Raw genomic sequence first — 14,827 nt, forward strand, 5'->3', positions numbered from 1 at the left:
GCGCTCGTCATTCGCCCGATCCGGGTCGGGCATCGTTTCGCGCAGGGGACCGGCGCCAATCGGCGGGCCGGGATGGTAAACCGAACAATGGCCGACACACAGGAACTGCAGGCTCCGCATACCGATCGCGCGGCGCCCGATCTCCGCTCCCTCCTGATCCGGCGCATCGAGCAGCTGATGCTGCCGGGCGACACTCCGTTTCCGCAGCCAAAGCTCGGCGACGCGGTCGCCTTCCTGCTGGAGGCGGCGGCGCAGCGCCGGCCCCGGCGCGCGGTCGTGACGGTCGACTCGGCACTCGACGACCGCCGCTTCACCCGCTTCGCGGTGATCAACGACGACATGCCGTTCCTCGTCGACTCGATCGCCGCGGTGATCGCGGCTGAAGGGCTGAGCATCGACCGGCTGGTGCACCCGGTGGTGGCGGTGCGGCGGGACGAAGGCGGACAACTGCGCGCCATATTCCCGCCGGGCGAAGCCGCGGAAGGCAGCGCGCGCGAGTCGATGGTCTACATCGAAACGGTGCGGATGGACGCGCGCAGCCGCCGCCGCATCGCCTCCAGCATCCGCACCGCGCTCGAGGACGTGCGCGCCGCGGTCGGGGACTGGACGCGGATGCAGCGCGTCATGGAGGAGGATGCGGCGCGGCTCGACGACGCGGAGTCGGCCGCCCTTCTGCGCTGGCTGAATGCGGGCATGCTGACCCAGCTCGGCCATGTCACCCGCCGGCGGGACGGCACCGCGACGGCGCGCCTCGGCATCTGCCGCAAGAGCACGCCCGAGCCGCTCACCGACGCGTCCTACGAACGCGCCTTCGCCTGGTTCGATGCGGCCGAGAATGCCGGGAGCGAATTGCTCATCATCAAGGCCAACCACCTCTCCTTCGTTCACCGGCGGGTGCCGCTGGACCTGTTCCTGGTGCCGGAACGCAGCGGCGGCGTGACCACGGCGCTTTCGGTGCACGCGGGCGTGTGGACCAGTGCGGCGCTCGCCGCTCCGGCACCGCAGGTTCCCCGGCTGCGCCGCCAGTTGCAGGCGCTCCTCGACCGGCTGGGCATCGACGCCACCGGGCATGCCGGCAAGGCGCTGGTCCACGCGTTCACCGCCCTGCCGCACGATCTGCTGATCGGCTTCGACGACGAGAGCACGGCGCGCGTCGTCACGGCCATGATGACGCTGATGGACCGGCCGCGTCCACGGGTGGTGCTGGTGGAGTCGTCGCTTGCCCGCCACCTGTTCGCGTTCGTCTGGCTGCCGCGCGACCTTCTCTCGACGCAGGTGCGCCTGCGGATCCAGCGTCTTCTGGAAGAGGGCAACGAGGCCGCCCTCCTCAACTGGAGCCTGGAGGTCGAAGGCGGCAATCTGGCCCTGCTGCGCTTCGCGCTCGACGTGCGCACCTCGCGCACCCGCGTCACCGAGGCGCTGCTCGAAGAGCGGCTGCAGGACATGCTGCGCGGCTGGCAGGAGGCGGTGGAGCGCGAACTGAGCCGGCTCGAGGACGCCAGCCGGGCGGCGGTGGTGGCCGCGCGGCTCGCCGAGGTCTTTCCCATCGGCTACCGCATCCACTACGGCGCCGCCGAGGCGGCTCAGGACATTGCGCGCCTGCGCCGCCTCGTGCCTCCCGGCGCGGCGGGAGACGGGGACCAGCGCGGCGTGCGCCTCTACCGCAAGGAGGAGGATGAAACGGGCGTTCTGCGGCTCAAGCTCTACCAGGCGGAAGGCACGCTGGCCCTGTCCGATGCGGTGCCGGTGCTCGAGAATTTCGGCTTCCATGTCCAGAGCGAGATGCCGACCCTGCTGGACGGGGGCCGCGCCGGCGCCATCCACGACTTCCTGCTGGGCACCTCGGCGCCGGAGCTGGCCGCCCGCGCCATGGAGCGGGCAGAGGTGATCGAGGACGCGATTGCCGCCGTGCTGAACGGCCATGCGGAGAATGACGGCTTCTACCGGCTGGTGGTGGAGACGACGCTCGATGCCCGGGCCGCCGGCTGGCTGCGGGCGCTGTATCATTACCTGCGCCAGACCGGGCTGACCTTCACCCTCGACACGGTGACCGGCGCGCTCCTGCGGGCGCCGCAGGTGACGGCGAACATCGTGCGGCTGTTCGTCGCCCTGCACGACCCCGCCTTCGCCGGCTCGCGCGAAGCGGAAGCCGAAGAGGCGCGGGCGCACATCCGCCAGGCCCTCGTCTCCGTGAGCGCGATCAACGACGACCGGATCCTGCGCCTGTTCGCCGCGCTGGTGGAATCGCTGCTGCGGACCAACGCCTTTGCTCCGTCCGGCCAGGAGGCGCTGGCGTTCAAGATCGACCCGGCAAGTCTGCCAGCCCTTGCCCGGCCGCTGCCATGGCGGGAGATCTGGGTGTACAGCCGCCGGGTCGAGGGCATTCACCTGCGCGCCGGGCCGGTCGCCCGCGGCGGCCTGCGCTGGTCGGATCGCCGCGACGACTTCCGCACGGAGGTGCTGGGGCTGCTCAAGGCGCAGCGGGTCAAGAACGCGGTGATCGTTCCCACGGGCGCCAAGGGCGGCTTCTATCCCAAGCAGCTGCCCTCGCCCGCCATCGACCGCGCCGGCTGGGCAGCGGAGGGGCAGGCGGCCTACGAAGTCTTCATCCGCGCGCTGCTGTCGATCACCGACAACCTCTCGGCCCGCAAGGTCATCCACCCGCCCGAAGTGGTGGTGCGCGACGGCGCCGACCCCTACTTCGTGGTGGCCGCCGACAAGGGCACCGCGCGGTTTTCCGATGTCGCCAACGCCATCGCTCTCGAGAAAGGGTTCTGGCTGGGCGATGCCTTCGCCAGCGGCGGCTCCAACGGCTACGACCACAAGGCGATGGGGATCACCGCCCGCGGCGGCTGGATCTCCGTGCAGCGCCACTTTCGCGAACTGGGCGTCGACGTGCAGAGCGAACCCGTGCGCGTGGCGGGCTGCGGCGACATGTCGGGCGACGTGTTCGGCAACGGCATGCTGCTGTCCCGGGCCGTCAAGCTGGTGGCCGCGTTCGACCACCGCCACATCTTCATCGATCCCGACCCGGATCCCGAGACGGCATGGGAGGAGCGCAAGCGGCTGTTCGACCTGCCCTCGTCGAGCTGGGCGGATTATGACACCAGCCGGCTGTCGCGAGGAGGCGGCGTGTACCGGCGCGACGCCAAGAGCATCACCCTGTCGGCGGAGGCGATGGACATGCTGGGCCTGCCGCAGGCCGAGATCGAACCCGACGCGCTCATCACCGCCATCCTGAAGGCGAAGACCGACCTGTTCTGGTTCGGCGGCATCGGCACCTACGTCAAGGCGGCGGCGGAAAACAACGCCGTGGTCGGCGACCCCGGCAACGACGCGGTGCGGGTGAACGGCAGCGAGCTGGGCGCCAGGGTCGTCGGCGAAGGCGCCAATCTGGCGCTGACCCAGGCGGGCCGGATCGAGTTCGCGCGCGCGGGCGGGCGCATCAACACCGACTTCATCGACAATTCGGCGGGCGTGGACTGCTCGGACAACGAGGTCAACATCAAGATCGCCCTGGCCGCAGCCATGCGCGCCGGCACGCTCACGCTGGAGGATCGCAACGCGCTGCTTGCGGAGATGACCGACGAGGTCGCCGAACTGGTCCTCGACGACAACCGCAATCAGGCGCTGGCCCTGTCCATCGCGGAAATGGGCGGCCGTCAGGCGGCGGAACCCTACGCCCACCTCATTGCCTCGCTTGAACGGCTAGGCGCACTCGACCGGATGTCGGAAGGCCTGCCGGACGCCGACGAGCTCAGCCGGCGCGCGGTGGAGGGGCGCGGACTTGAGCGGCCCGAGCTGGCGGTGCTGCTGTCCACGACCAAGCTGCTGCTGCAGGACCAGATCGAAGCCGACGATCCCGTCATCGCCGGACCCTACGAGGACATCCTGCTGAATGCCTTCCCCCGCCCCATGAGGGAGCGGTTCGGGACCGAGCTGCGCCAGCATCGCCTTCGCCGCGAGATCGTCGCCACCAAGCTCGCCAACAGGGTGATCAACCGGCTGGGCATTCTGCATCCGTTCGAGCTGGCCGAGGAGGAAGGCGTGTCGCTGGGCCAGGTCGCGGCCGCCTTCGTGATCGTCGACAGGCTGATGGGTCTCGAGGAATTGTGGGCGCGGCTGGAAACGGCGGAGATGACCGAAAGCGCCCGCCTCCTGCTGCTCAGCCGCCTCGGACTGGCCATTCGCAGCGAGATGGCTGACCTGCTCCGGACCGGTCGGTCCCTTGCGGACCCTGTCCAGGTGCTTGGCGAATTGCGTCAGGGCGTCGACGCCCTCGGCGTGGACACCTTCGACCTTCTCGCACCCGAAACCCGCCAGCATTCCAATCGCATCCTTGCCGAGCTGGAGGACGCGGGCGCTCCCGACGCGCTGGCACGGGAGGTGGCGCACCTGTTCGACATGGACGGGGCCATCGGGGTCGCCGACCTTGCCCGCGAGATCGGCGTGGACACGCACGAAACCGCGCGCATGTTCATCACGCTGGGAGACCGGCTGGGACTCGACTGGGCGCAGAGCACCGCCTCGATCATGACCCCGAGCGACGTCTGGGAACGGTTGCTGGTCGCCGGACTGGCGCGCGATTTCCAGCAGCTGCGGCTGGATTTCCTGCGCCGCCTCGCGCGGAGCAAGCGGCGCAACGCGACGATCGAGGAATCCATGAAGGCCTGGCTCGAGAGCCGCGCGGTTCCCATATCCCTGTTCCGGGAAATGATCACGCGGGCGCAGCGTGACGGGGTCGTGACCGCGCCGATGCTGGCGCAGGTCGCGAGCATGGCGCGGAACCTGCTTTGCCGGTGAGCCTGCGGCCCTCGCCCCCGGCAGGCCGTCCCGGCGTCGGCATGGGAGCACATGGGTGATGCACGAGGCGGACGTGGTGATTGTCGGCTCCGGCCATGCCGGGGCGCAGACCGCCATCGTCCTGCGCCAGTGCGGCTTTGCGGGCAGCGTCCTGATGCTCACCCGCGACCGCCACCTGCCCTACGAGCGGCCGCCCCTGTCCAAGGACTATCTTCAGGGAGCGCGCCTGTTCGAGCGGATCATGCTGCGCCCGGCATCGTTCTGGGAGGAGCGCGCCATCACCATCCGCACCGGCGCCAACGTAGCCGATGTCGATCCCGCACGGCGCGCGGTCACACTCTCCAGCGGCGAACGGATCGGCTATGGCCAGCTCGTGTGGGCCGCCGGCGGCGACCCGCGCATGCTGTCGTGCCCCGGCTCCCATCTCGAGGGCATCCATGCCGTGCGTTCGCGCGATGACCTCGACCGGTTGCGGGCGGATCTCGACGCGGGCGCCAGCCGGGTCGTCGTGGTGGGCGGCGGCTATATCGGCCTCGAAACCGCCGCCGTGCTGCGCGCACTTGGTCGCGACGTCACTCTGGTCGAGGCCGAGGACCGCCTGCTGTCCCGCGTGGCGGGCGCGGAACTGTCGCAGTTCTTCCTGCGCGAGCACCGCGCCCACGGCGTGAACGTGGTGCTGTCGGCGCAGGTCGACGCGTTGACCGGACGCGCCGGCCGGGTCGAGGCGGCCCGGCTCGACATCGGAGAGGAGCTGGCCTGCGACGTGGTGGTCGTCGGAATCGGCATCGTGCCGGCGGTCGGGCCACTGATCGCCGCGGGCGCGGTCGGTGCCAACGGGGTCGACGTGGACGAGTACTGCCGCACCAGCCTGCCCCACGTGTTCGCCATCGGCGACTGCGCGGCGCACGCCAATCCCTATGCCGATTACGAGATCATCCGGCTCGAATCGGTGCAGAACGCCATGGACATGGCCGGCGTGGCGGCACGCACCATCTGCGGCGATCCGCAGCCTTACCGGTCATTGCCATGGTTCTGGTCCAACCAGTACGACCTGCGGCTCCAGACGGTCGGACTGTCCGCCGGGCATGACACGGCGGTGGTGCGCGGGCGCATGCAGGAACGGACCTTTTCCATCCTGTATCTGAAGGAAGGCCGGGTGCGGGCGCTCGACTGCGTCAACGCCACCCGCGACTACGCGCAGGGGCGGCGACTGGTCGAACAGCGCGCCGAGATCGACCCTGACCTGCTCGCCGACACGTCCGTACCCCTCAAGGACATGCTCTGAGCTGCGCCGCGGCCCATCCGGCCGCCTCCGCGACGAGGGCGCTGGCATCCGCGGTCAAGGCGTCCACCAGCGCCAGAAGCGACCGGTCGCCGCTGTTGCCGGCGGCAATGAGGCAGTTCCGCACGAACCGGTAGCGGCCGATCCGTTTCACCGCCGAGCCGGAGAAGCGCGCCCGGAACCCGGCGTCGTCGAGGCGCAGGAAGTCCGCCAGAGGCGGGGCGACAAGCTCCGGCCGGGCTTCGAAGCGGTGATGGGCCGCGGCGGCTGCGGCAAACTTGTTCCACGGACACACCGCCAGGCAGTCGTCACAGCCGTAGATCCGGTTGCCGATGGCGGCGCGAAACTCATGCGGGATGGGTCCGGCGTGCTCGATGGTGAGGTAGGAGATGCACCGGCGCGCATCGAGCCGGTACGGCGCCGGGAAGGCACTGGTCGGACACGCATCCTGACAGGCGCGGCACGAACCGCACAGATCCCGGTGCGGCGCGTCGGGCGCGAACGGGATGACGGTGTAGATCGCGCCGAGAAACAGCCACGAGCCGTGCGCGCGGCTGACCACGTTGGTGTGCTTGCCCTGCCAGCCGATCCCCGCCGCCTGTGCGAGCGGCTTCTCCATCACCGGCGCGGTGTCGACAAACACCTTAAGCCGCGCATCGGCGATCCCGAGGGACTGCGCCTCCGCCACGAGCCAGCGGGCCAGCGCCTTCAGCGCCTTCTTGACGACATCATGGTAGTCGCGTCCCTGCGCGTAGACGGACACCCGCCCCACCTCGCCGCGCCCTTCCAGCGCCAGCGGATCGTGGCGCGGCGCGTAGCTCATTCCCAGGGCGATGACGCTGCGCGCTTCGTCCCACAGCGTCTGCGGCGCCGCCCGCTCCTCCGCCCGGCTCTCCATCCACGCCATGCTGCCGTGCCGTCCCTCGTCCAGCCATGCCAGCAGCCGGGCGCGGCGCAGCGGATCGGTGGCGGCCGGGGCGAAGCCCACGGCGACGAAGCCAAGCGCGCGGGCCTGTTCCCGGAGGCGGGCGGCCAGAACGCGTGTCGCATCGTTGTTAACCATGGTCGGGGTTGCCTGCGTAAGGACCGGGTCTGTACACCGCCGGCATGGAGGCTGCGCCGGACATGCTTGCTCTCTCGGCTCCTACCGCCTCTGCGCCGACGCAGGCAATGGAGGACGCGCGGCCGCCGGCGGTGATGGCGCGCGGACTGGTCAAGCGGTTCGGCGGCACGGAGGCGGTGGGCGGCGTCGATCTCACCGTTCCGGCCGGTGCGATCTACGGGATCCTCGGCCCGAACGGCGCGGGCAAGACGACCACCATGCGCATGCTGCTCGGCATCATCGACCCCGACAGCGGCACCCGGATCGTCCTGGGGCACGAGCGGCCACACCAGGTTGCGCGCGCCATCGGCTATCTGCCCGAGGAACGCGGCCTTTATCCGGCCATGAAGGCGGTGGACGCCATCGCCTTCATGGGCGCGTTGCGGGGCCTTCCGCAGCGGGTCGGCCGGGAGCGTGGCCGCGCGATGCTCGAGGCCCACGGGCTCGGCAACGCCGCTGACCGGCAGATCCGGCACCTGTCCAAGGGCATGGCGCAGACCGTGCAGCTGCTTGGCACCCTCGTGCACCGGCCGCGCCTCGTCGTGCTGGACGAGCCTTTCTCCGGCCTCGACGCCATCAACCAGGGCAAGCTCGAAACCATGATCCGCGATCTCGCCGCCGCGGGCACGACCGTGATCTTCTCGACCCATGTGATCGCCCATGCCGAGCGGCTGTGCGAGCGCATCGCCATCATTGCCGGCGGGCGTGTTCCGTTCGAGGGGCGCGTGGATGAGGCGCGCGACCGCATCCCCGCCCAGGTCCGGCTCGAAACGCGCGCCGGGGACGGCCCGTGGCGCCGCAGGTTGCCCCCCGGTGCTGCCGCCGGGCGCAAGGAGGGCGGCGGCCACTGGTGGACCTTTCCGCTGCCCGCTACGGGCATCGAAGCCATGCTGCGCGACCTCGTCGAAGGACAGGCCGGCATCCTCTCGCTCTCGATCGAGCGGGCCGGTCTTCACGATGCCTTCATGCACATCGCCGGAGAGGCGGCCGCGCGGGCGCTGGCGAACGGCAGCGCCGCCGACGGATCGCCGGCATGAGCCGCAAAGCCGACAGCCCGCGCGAGCGACTGTCGCTGCCGGCGGCGGCGATGGTGGTGGCGCAGCGGGATTTCCTCGCCATCCTGCTCAGCCGCACCTTTCTGCTGTTTCTTCTGGGGCCGCTCTTTCCTGTTGCGGTGGCCGCGCTGGCGGGCGGCATCGGCGACCAGATGCGCGGATCGGTCGGCACACCGGCGCTGGCCGTGACCATGCCCGCGGGCGATGCGGCGCGCGTCGTGGCCGCACGGCGGCATCTCGGCGAGACGGTCGGCGTCGATCTGCCGGAGGTGCGGGTGATCCCCGCGCCGCCGGGCGGAGCCGCGGCGCTCCTCGGGCGGCCGGAGCTGAACGCCGGCGCCGTGCTGACCGGGACGCTGGCCGAGCCGGTGCTCCTCGGCCCGGAGGACCGCCTCCAGCGGTGGCAGGGGCTGGTGCGGCTTCTGCTGGCCGAGGCGCGCAGCACCGGCACGCTGGAGGTGCCGGCCTTGGCGCTCGCGCCGGCGCGGCCCTCGACGAGCGATGCGCGGCGCGACCGAATGAGCGTGGCTCAGGGCGGACAGCTGCTGCTGTTCCTGCTGTCGATGCTGCTCGCGGGCATGGTGCTCTCGAACCTGGTGGAGGAAAAGGGCAACAAGATCATCGAGATCCTTGCCGCGTCGATCCCCATGGATGCGGTGTTCCTGGGCAAGCTGTTCGCCATGCTGGCGATCTCCTTCGTCGGCATCGCCGTGTGGGCCGCGGCGGGCGGAGCGCTGCTGTGGCTGGCGCGTGATGCGCTCCCGCCCGTTCCGGCACCGGCGGTCGGCTGGCCGCTGTTCGCGCTGCTGTTCGTGCTCTACTTTGCCCTCAACTACCTGCTGCTTGGCGCGATCTTCCTCGCCATCGGCTCGCTTGCCGCCAGCGTGCGCGAGGTGCAGACGCTGTCGATGCCGGTGACCATGAGCCAGATGCTGATCTTCTTCCTCGGCAACCTCGCCGTGGCCAACCCTGACGGCGGCGTGGCCTGGGCGGCAACGGCATTTCCCCTGTCGTCGCCCTATGCCATGGTGTCACGCGCGGCGCAGGAGCCTGGTCTCGGCGTCCATGCTCTTGCCCTTGCCTGGCAAGTGCTGTTCGTGGCCCTGTTCATCCGCGGCGGCGCAACCCTTTTCCGCCGCCGCGTCATGCATTCGGGCGCGCCGCGCCGGCCGTGGCGCGAACGCCTCCGGCTCCGGCGTGGCCGCGACGCGGCTGAATTGACATCGGTGTAAAGACCTTCATCATGGCCGTGCCGGCCCGGAAGAAGCCGGGTGCAAGCACGGAGAGCATGGATGGGCATGGAAGCGCCTGGCGGAGTGGCCTTTCGGACAGCGCCGACGGCGGCGGAAGCGTTGCGCACGCACCTGGCCGAGCATCCCGAGCAACGGCTGCATCATCCTCATCCCTTCGACGTCAGCCGTTCCGACATCTATGCCGAGGATCGTTGGCAGCCGATCTTCGCCGCCATGCGCGCCGCAGGGCCGCTTCACCACATTCCCGAAAGCCCGTTCGGGCCGTACTGGGCGGTGGTTCAGCACAAGGCGGTGCAGCACGTCGAGTCGCTGCCCGACCTCTACTCGTCGAGCTGGGAATATGGCGGCATCACGATCCTTGATGCGCTGAGCGACGAGGAACTCGCGACGCTGGGACGCGAGCGGTTCGAACTGCCGATGTTCATCGCCATGGACCGGCCCAAGCACACCGGGCAGCGGCGCACCGTCGCGCCGGCCTTCGCGCCCCAAGAGATGAAGCGGCTCGAAGCCGACATCCGCCGGCGCACCGGCGAGGTTCTGGACACGTTGCCGCGCGGGGAGGTGTTTGACTGGGTTGACCGGGTGTCGATCGAGCTGACCACCGGCATGCTGGCGATCCTGTTCGACTTTCCGTGGGAGGACCGGCGGCTGCTCACCTTCTGGTCGGACTGGGCCGGCGACACCGAGCTTGCCAGCATCCGCGCTCTCGACGAGCAGCGGCGCGCGATCCTGTACGAGATGGCGGCCTATTTCCAGCAGCTTTGGATGCGCAAGGCGCAGGCTGAACCCGGACCCGACCTCATCTCCATGATGATCCATTCTCCGGCCATGAACCAGATGGAACCGCAGGAATTCATGGGCAATCTCGTGCTGCTGATCGTCGGTGGCAACGACACCACGCGCAACACCATGTCCGGGATCATCCATGCCTTCGACCGCTTCCCGGATCAGCGCAAGCTGTTCGAGGAACAGCCCGATCTGATCCCGAACGCGGTGCAGGAGTGCATCCGCTACCAGACGCCACTCGCCCACATGCGCCGCACCGCCAAGGAGGATGCCGAACTGTTCGGCCAGCAGATCCGGCGCGGCGACAAGCTCGTGCTGTGGTATCTGTCGGCCAATCGCGACGAGGAGGTGTTCGACGAGCCGGACCGGCTCGACATCACCCGCGAGAACGCGCGGCGGCATCTCGCCTTCGGATACGGAATTCACCGCTGCGTGGGCGCGCGGCTGGCCGAACTGCAATTGCGCATCCTGCTGGAAGAGATGCACGCCCGGCGGCTCAGGGTCCATGTCGCCGGCGATGTCGAGCGGGTCCGTGCGAATTTCGTCCATGGGTTCCGGCGGCTGGAGGTGGAGGTGACGCGCTTCTGACCGCCTCCCGCCGGCGGCGCATCCTCAGCCTTCGCGAAAGCGGTGGGCACCTGCACCGGCTGGTTTGACCGCACTGCCATCCATTCCGGTCCGCCTGACAGGCAGCGGCGGGTGCACTTCGCGCGATTGGGACGCGTCGGGAACTACGGCCGCGCCGCAGGCGCCGACGCGCGCCGCCAGAGCGTGAACGGCGGCGCCACGTCCACGCGCTCCCAACCCGGCGGGGTTCGGCTGTGATGGACCATGGCTGCCAGCGAGTCCGCGTGCCCGTTCGTGAGGTAGATCTGCATTTCGGTCATGGGCATGCAGGCCAGCACGTAGTGTGCGCCTGTTGTTGCAAGGCGGCTTGCTCCTTCTGAACCGGGATCAGTAAAGGTGCGGATGACGGCGTGCATCCCGGCATCCCCGCGGTGGTGCCCGGTCGCCATGACATCGTGGCGTGTGTGCGCGAGGACGTGGGGCCCCAGGTCGATCTGCGCCAGCACCATGCCGGGCGGCAGGCGGTTCAGCGTCGCGGCGATGGCGGTCACGTCACACCCCTTCTCCAGCTCTTCGCGGTTCTGGTGCTGCTGGTTCGACGCGGCGAGCACCGGTTCCGCCATCGCGACCGGTAGGGCGGGGAGGAGGATCAGCGGCACGACCGCCGTGCAGGCGAGTTTCGGCACCGGGCGCTTGATCTCGGCCGCGGCGAGAAAGGCCCGCGACGCCAGCCACCCGACCGGCACCGCCGCCAGCACGGAGGCATAGAGGATCGACCGCGACGTCAGCAGACCCGCCACCGTCGCCATGACGAGCACGAACAGGTATTCGCTCCACCACCGCCGCAGCCAATCGCGCGACCGCGCCGCCAGCATGGCGCATCCGGCGATGCCAAGGATGACGGGCGGTAGCGCCAGGAGCACGAACTTGGCCGGCTGCTCCCACAGCGGCATGCCTTCCTTGACGTTGAGGTACCAGTAGCGGTGCACGAGAGGGTCGAGCTGTCCGAACGGAGAGCCGACGCACTGAGGCGCGGCGGCGGCGAACACCGCGCCTGCGGCCGCAGCCGTGAGTGCAAGCGCGCCGACCTGTCCTGCGAGCGCGAGGTGCTTGAGGCGGACCACCACGCCGACGCCGAGCGCCACGACGCTGAACAGCGCGAGATGCGGTGGGGCGATGGCATCGCAATGCGGAGCAAGGTCGGCAACGCCGCGTGTCAGCAGGAACAGCAGCACCAGTCCGGCGGCAAGCGTCTGCAGATAGGCCAGCAGGTGTGCGCCGTCGCGCCGGGAGCACATCCACCGGCATGCGAACACGGCGCCCACGACAGCAGCCATGGGAAGAAGTTCAAGCGAGATGCTCGTTCCGGCCGCCATCGCCGCACCGGCGGCGAAGGCGCCGCGTGCCGCGTTGCGCCAGGAGAGCGCCCACGTCGCGGCCAGGAGGAGAAGCGCCTGCCAGCCATGGTGGTCGATGCGCAGCGGTCCGAACTGCAGGAAGACGATGGGCATGGCGGCCAGGGCAATCGCGGCGGCGACAGCGGCCGCGGTGTCGAGGAACTGCGAGGCAATCCGCGCCGCGATCGCCATCGTGGCGAACAGCAGCAGCAGCGGCACGAGCGTCGCAGCCATTCGTTCAGCCCCCCCGGCGCCGAGGAGTGGCGTCAGGCCGGCCACGGACGCGGCGAGCGGCAGGTCGACCAGTCGCGACCAGTGCATCGGCCCGTCGCCAAGGCCCACGATGCGCGTCTGCCGCAGATCGAACCACGCTTGCCCGGACAGCAGATCGCGGACCTGCACCATGCGCAAGGCATCATCCGTGTCGAAGAACCGGAGCGAGCCGATCGCCTCCCAGCGAAGCAGGGCATAGGCGAGGGCGGCAGCAACCCAGACCACGCAGACGGCCAACCACGGCATCTGCCGCCACCGGATCCGCCGCTCGATCATGCACGCTGACGGTCGGAGAAGACGAAAACGGCGCGCAGGAGATAGGTCGCGCAGAAGCTGACGGCCACCGCCACCGCCTTCGCGGCCAGTGGCGCCCATCCGGCCCACTCCGCCAGAACCAGGACGCACGCGGTCAGCGCCAGCCCGATCAGGGCCGACAGCAGGAAGAGGCTCATCTGGACGATCCGCTGCGCCGGTTCGCGCGACACGCGGTCGGCCCACACAAGGCGGCTCGAGAGCTGCCAGTGCGCGGCGATGCCGGCGCTGTAGGACAGGACGCCGGCAGCCGGAGCGGAACCGAGCACCTCGACCAGCACGACGAAGCCGGCCAGATCAACGCCGAGCGCCGCCACGCTGGCAAGAAGGTAAGGCGCCGTCCGGGGCAACCGCAGCATGGCAGGCACGTCCGGCAGGCGCACCATCATGCCGCCTTTCGCGCCGGATCGACGCGCGCGGGCACATCGCGAACCGACGCAAGCGCGGCGACCTGGTCGGCATCAAGGCGTGCCCGCGCGGGAATCCGCACGTCACCCCCTTCCGACCCTTCCTCGTGATATTCGGCATCTTCGTTGACACACCACGTGTCGTAGATGCGCTCGCCGGCGATGATGTTCTCCACCGTCAGCATGGCGGTCATCATGGCGTGGTCCTGATTGTTGTACCGATGCATGCCGTTGCGGCCGACGAGGTGCAGGGTCGGATGCTTTTCTTCCAGCTCGCGGCGCATCGCATCGACATTCGACGCATACTCCTCGTCGTAGACCGGATAGGCCTTCTCCTGGCGCACGACGAAGCCGCCCTCCACATCGTCGCGCCGGCACAGGCCGAGGATCTCCATCTCCCTGGTGGCAAGCGCTACGAGTTCGGCGTCTGTGGAGGTCCACAGATCGTCCCCCTCGAAGCAGAAATACTCGAGGCCGACGCAGGCGAGGTTCTGATCCGGCACCATCTCCGGCGACCAGGAGCGGAAGTTCTGGATCCGGCCGACCTTCACCTTGCTGTCGTGAATGTAGATCCAGTTGTCGGGAAACAGATCGGCAGAGCGGATCTTGAGTGCGACGGTCAGGAAGTCGCGGTAGCGCAGGCGATCGGCCTGCATGGTGCTTTGCGGCAGCGGATGCAGCCGGAGCGCAAGGTCGCGCATGGGTGCCGAGCTGATCACATGATCCGAGCGGATCGTGATCACGCCCGCGCCGGAGCGCGCCTGAAGGCGCCACGCCGCGCCGTCGGCGGAGAGCCGTTCGAGCGCAGTTCCCATGTGGATCTGCCCCCTGCCGCTCGCCAGGACACGGTCGCGCGCCGCTTCCCACATCATGCCCGGTCCCAGCCGCGGATAGCGGAACGTCTCCAGCAGCGTCTTGACGGCCTGTCCGTCATTGGGGCGCCTGTTCAGACCGAGCGAGCGCTTCAGCCCGTCGACGACCGCGCCCCACAGCGACAGCCCCTTGATCCGCTGCGCCGCCCAGTCGGCGCTCATCTCGTCGCAGGGCATTCCCCACACCTTCTCGGTGTAGGTCTTGAAGAAGATGGAATAGAGCGTGCGGCCGAACTGGTTGACGGTCCAGTCCTCGAACGAGCGCACGTCCCGGACCGGGCGCACGCGGTAGCGAAGGTAGCTCGCCATGCAGGCGACCGATCGCAGAACACCGAGGTTCCGGAGAGCCTCGAACGCCCGCAAGGGGTAGGAGTAGAACTTCCCCTCGTAATAGATGCGGCTCATGCGCGGCCGCTGGATGAAGTCGTCGGGCAGGATCTCGTTCCACAGGTCCACGACGGCCTTGGACTTCGAGAAGAACCGGTGGCCGCCGATGTCGAACCGGAACCCTTCGTGTTCGACCGTGCGGCTGATGCCGCCGACATAGGTGGCATCCTGCTCGATGATGGCGACACTGCGCCCCGCCTTGGTCAGCAGATAGGCTGCCGTGAGGCCGGCGGGGCCGGCTCCGATGATGGCGACATCCACGTCCGCATCCACGCCCGTCCCGCTGTTCACGATCGCAATCCCCCTACTGGCCTGAGGACTGTGTGGCGCC

General features: G+C 69.4%; 9 protein-coding genes. 5 read left to right on the forward strand and 4 right to left on the reverse strand.

Annotated features, from left to right (window positions below; all coding sequences use genetic code 11):
• Window positions 1-87: 87 nt before the first annotated feature.
• Both ETO60_RS02370 and ETO60_RS02375 read left to right on the forward strand, forming a co-directional pair.
• A complete protein-coding gene (locus ETO60_RS02370) occupies window positions 88-4,803 on the forward strand; it encodes an NAD-glutamate dehydrogenase domain-containing protein (RefSeq protein ID WP_234026275.1) in 4,716 nt (1,571 codons plus the stop codon).
• Between the two features lie 58 nt (window positions 4,804-4,861).
• Window positions 4,862-6,088, forward strand: a complete 1,227-nt coding sequence (locus ETO60_RS02375) for an NAD(P)/FAD-dependent oxidoreductase (protein ID WP_130003022.1) — start codon at window positions 4,862-4,864, stop codon at window positions 6,086-6,088.
• Here the strand turns inward: ETO60_RS02375 and queG are convergent.
• Window positions 6,072-7,148, reverse strand: a complete 1,077-nt coding sequence (queG, locus tag ETO60_RS02380; RefSeq protein ID WP_130002344.1) for a tRNA epoxyqueuosine(34) reductase QueG — start codon at window positions 7,146-7,148, stop codon at window positions 6,072-6,074. The two genes, ETO60_RS02375 and queG, sit on opposite strands and share 17 nt — an antisense overlap.
• Before the next feature lie 107 nt (window positions 7,149-7,255).
• On the opposite strand from queG, the gene ETO60_RS02385 reads away from it, so the two are divergent.
• Genes ETO60_RS02385 through ETO60_RS02395 form a run of 3 tightly spaced genes read left to right on the forward strand, consistent with a single transcriptional unit; the run spans window position 7,256 to window position 10,869 of the window.
• Window positions 7,256-8,224, forward strand: coding sequence for an ABC transporter ATP-binding protein (locus ETO60_RS02385; protein ID WP_234026276.1), 969 nt, complete (start codon window positions 7,256-7,258; stop codon window positions 8,222-8,224).
• Window positions 8,221-9,474: an ABC transporter permease gene (locus tag ETO60_RS02390; protein WP_130002346.1), complete on the forward strand. Its 1,254-nt coding sequence runs from the start codon at window positions 8,221-8,223 to the stop codon at window positions 9,472-9,474. The genes ETO60_RS02385 and ETO60_RS02390 overlap by 4 nt, the downstream gene beginning before the upstream one ends.
• Before the next feature lie 60 nt (window positions 9,475-9,534).
• Window positions 9,535-10,869 carry a cytochrome P450 gene (locus ETO60_RS02395; protein WP_130002348.1) on the forward strand — a complete coding sequence of 445 codons (1,335 nt, stop codon included), beginning with the start codon at window positions 9,535-9,537 and terminating at the stop codon, window positions 10,867-10,869.
• A 143-nt stretch (window positions 10,870-11,012) separates the two neighbouring features.
• Here the strand turns inward: ETO60_RS02395 and ETO60_RS02400 are convergent, their stop codons facing one another.
• From ETO60_RS02400 to ETO60_RS02410, 3 genes are read right to left on the reverse strand one after another with little or no spacing between them, the layout of a single operon-like run.
• Window positions 11,013-12,794, reverse strand: a complete 1,782-nt coding sequence (locus ETO60_RS02400) for a hypothetical protein (protein WP_130002350.1) — start codon at window positions 12,792-12,794, stop codon at window positions 11,013-11,015.
• The gene (locus tag ETO60_RS02405; RefSeq protein WP_130002352.1) at window positions 12,791-13,219 is read right to left on the reverse strand and encodes a GtrA family protein; all 429 of its coding nucleotides are present in this window, start codon (window positions 13,217-13,219) and stop codon (window positions 12,791-12,793) included. Before ETO60_RS02405 ends, ETO60_RS02400 begins: the two co-directional genes overlap by 4 nt.
• Window positions 13,216-14,787, reverse strand: coding sequence for an NAD(P)/FAD-dependent oxidoreductase (locus ETO60_RS02410; RefSeq protein WP_130002354.1), 1,572 nt, complete (start codon window positions 14,785-14,787; stop codon window positions 13,216-13,218). Before ETO60_RS02410 ends, ETO60_RS02405 begins: the two co-directional genes overlap by 4 nt.
• Window positions 14,788-14,827: the final 40 nt, after the last annotated feature.

This window comes from Qipengyuania thermophila, from assembly GCF_004153605.1.
Taxonomy (GTDB): domain Bacteria; phylum Pseudomonadota; class Alphaproteobacteria; order Sphingomonadales; family Sphingomonadaceae; genus Qipengyuania_B; species Qipengyuania_B thermophila.

Excerpts from the sequence above, each read along its gene's own strand:
- ETO60_RS02370 (WP_234026275.1), top strand. The coding sequence starts at position 88 with ATGGCCGACACACAGGAACTGCAGGCTCCGCATACCGATCGCGCGGCG.
- ETO60_RS02375 (WP_130003022.1), top strand. The coding sequence starts at position 4,862 with ATGCACGAGGCGGACGTGGTGATTGTCGGCTCCGGCCATGCCGGGGCG.
- queG (WP_130002344.1), bottom strand. The coding sequence starts at position 7,148 with ATGGTTAACAACGATGCGACACGCGTTCTGGCCGCCCGCCTCCGGGAA.
- ETO60_RS02385 (WP_234026276.1), top strand. The coding sequence starts at position 7,256 with ATGGAGGACGCGCGGCCGCCGGCGGTGATGGCGCGCGGACTGGTCAAG.
- ETO60_RS02390 (WP_130002346.1), top strand. The coding sequence starts at position 8,221 with ATGAGCCGCAAAGCCGACAGCCCGCGCGAGCGACTGTCGCTGCCGGCG.
- ETO60_RS02395 (WP_130002348.1), top strand. The coding sequence starts at position 9,535 with ATGGGCATGGAAGCGCCTGGCGGAGTGGCCTTTCGGACAGCGCCGACG.
- ETO60_RS02400 (WP_130002350.1), bottom strand. The coding sequence starts at position 12,794 with ATGATCGAGCGGCGGATCCGGTGGCGGCAGATGCCGTGGTTGGCCGTC.
- ETO60_RS02405 (WP_130002352.1), bottom strand. The coding sequence starts at position 13,219 with ATGATGGTGCGCCTGCCGGACGTGCCTGCCATGCTGCGGTTGCCCCGG.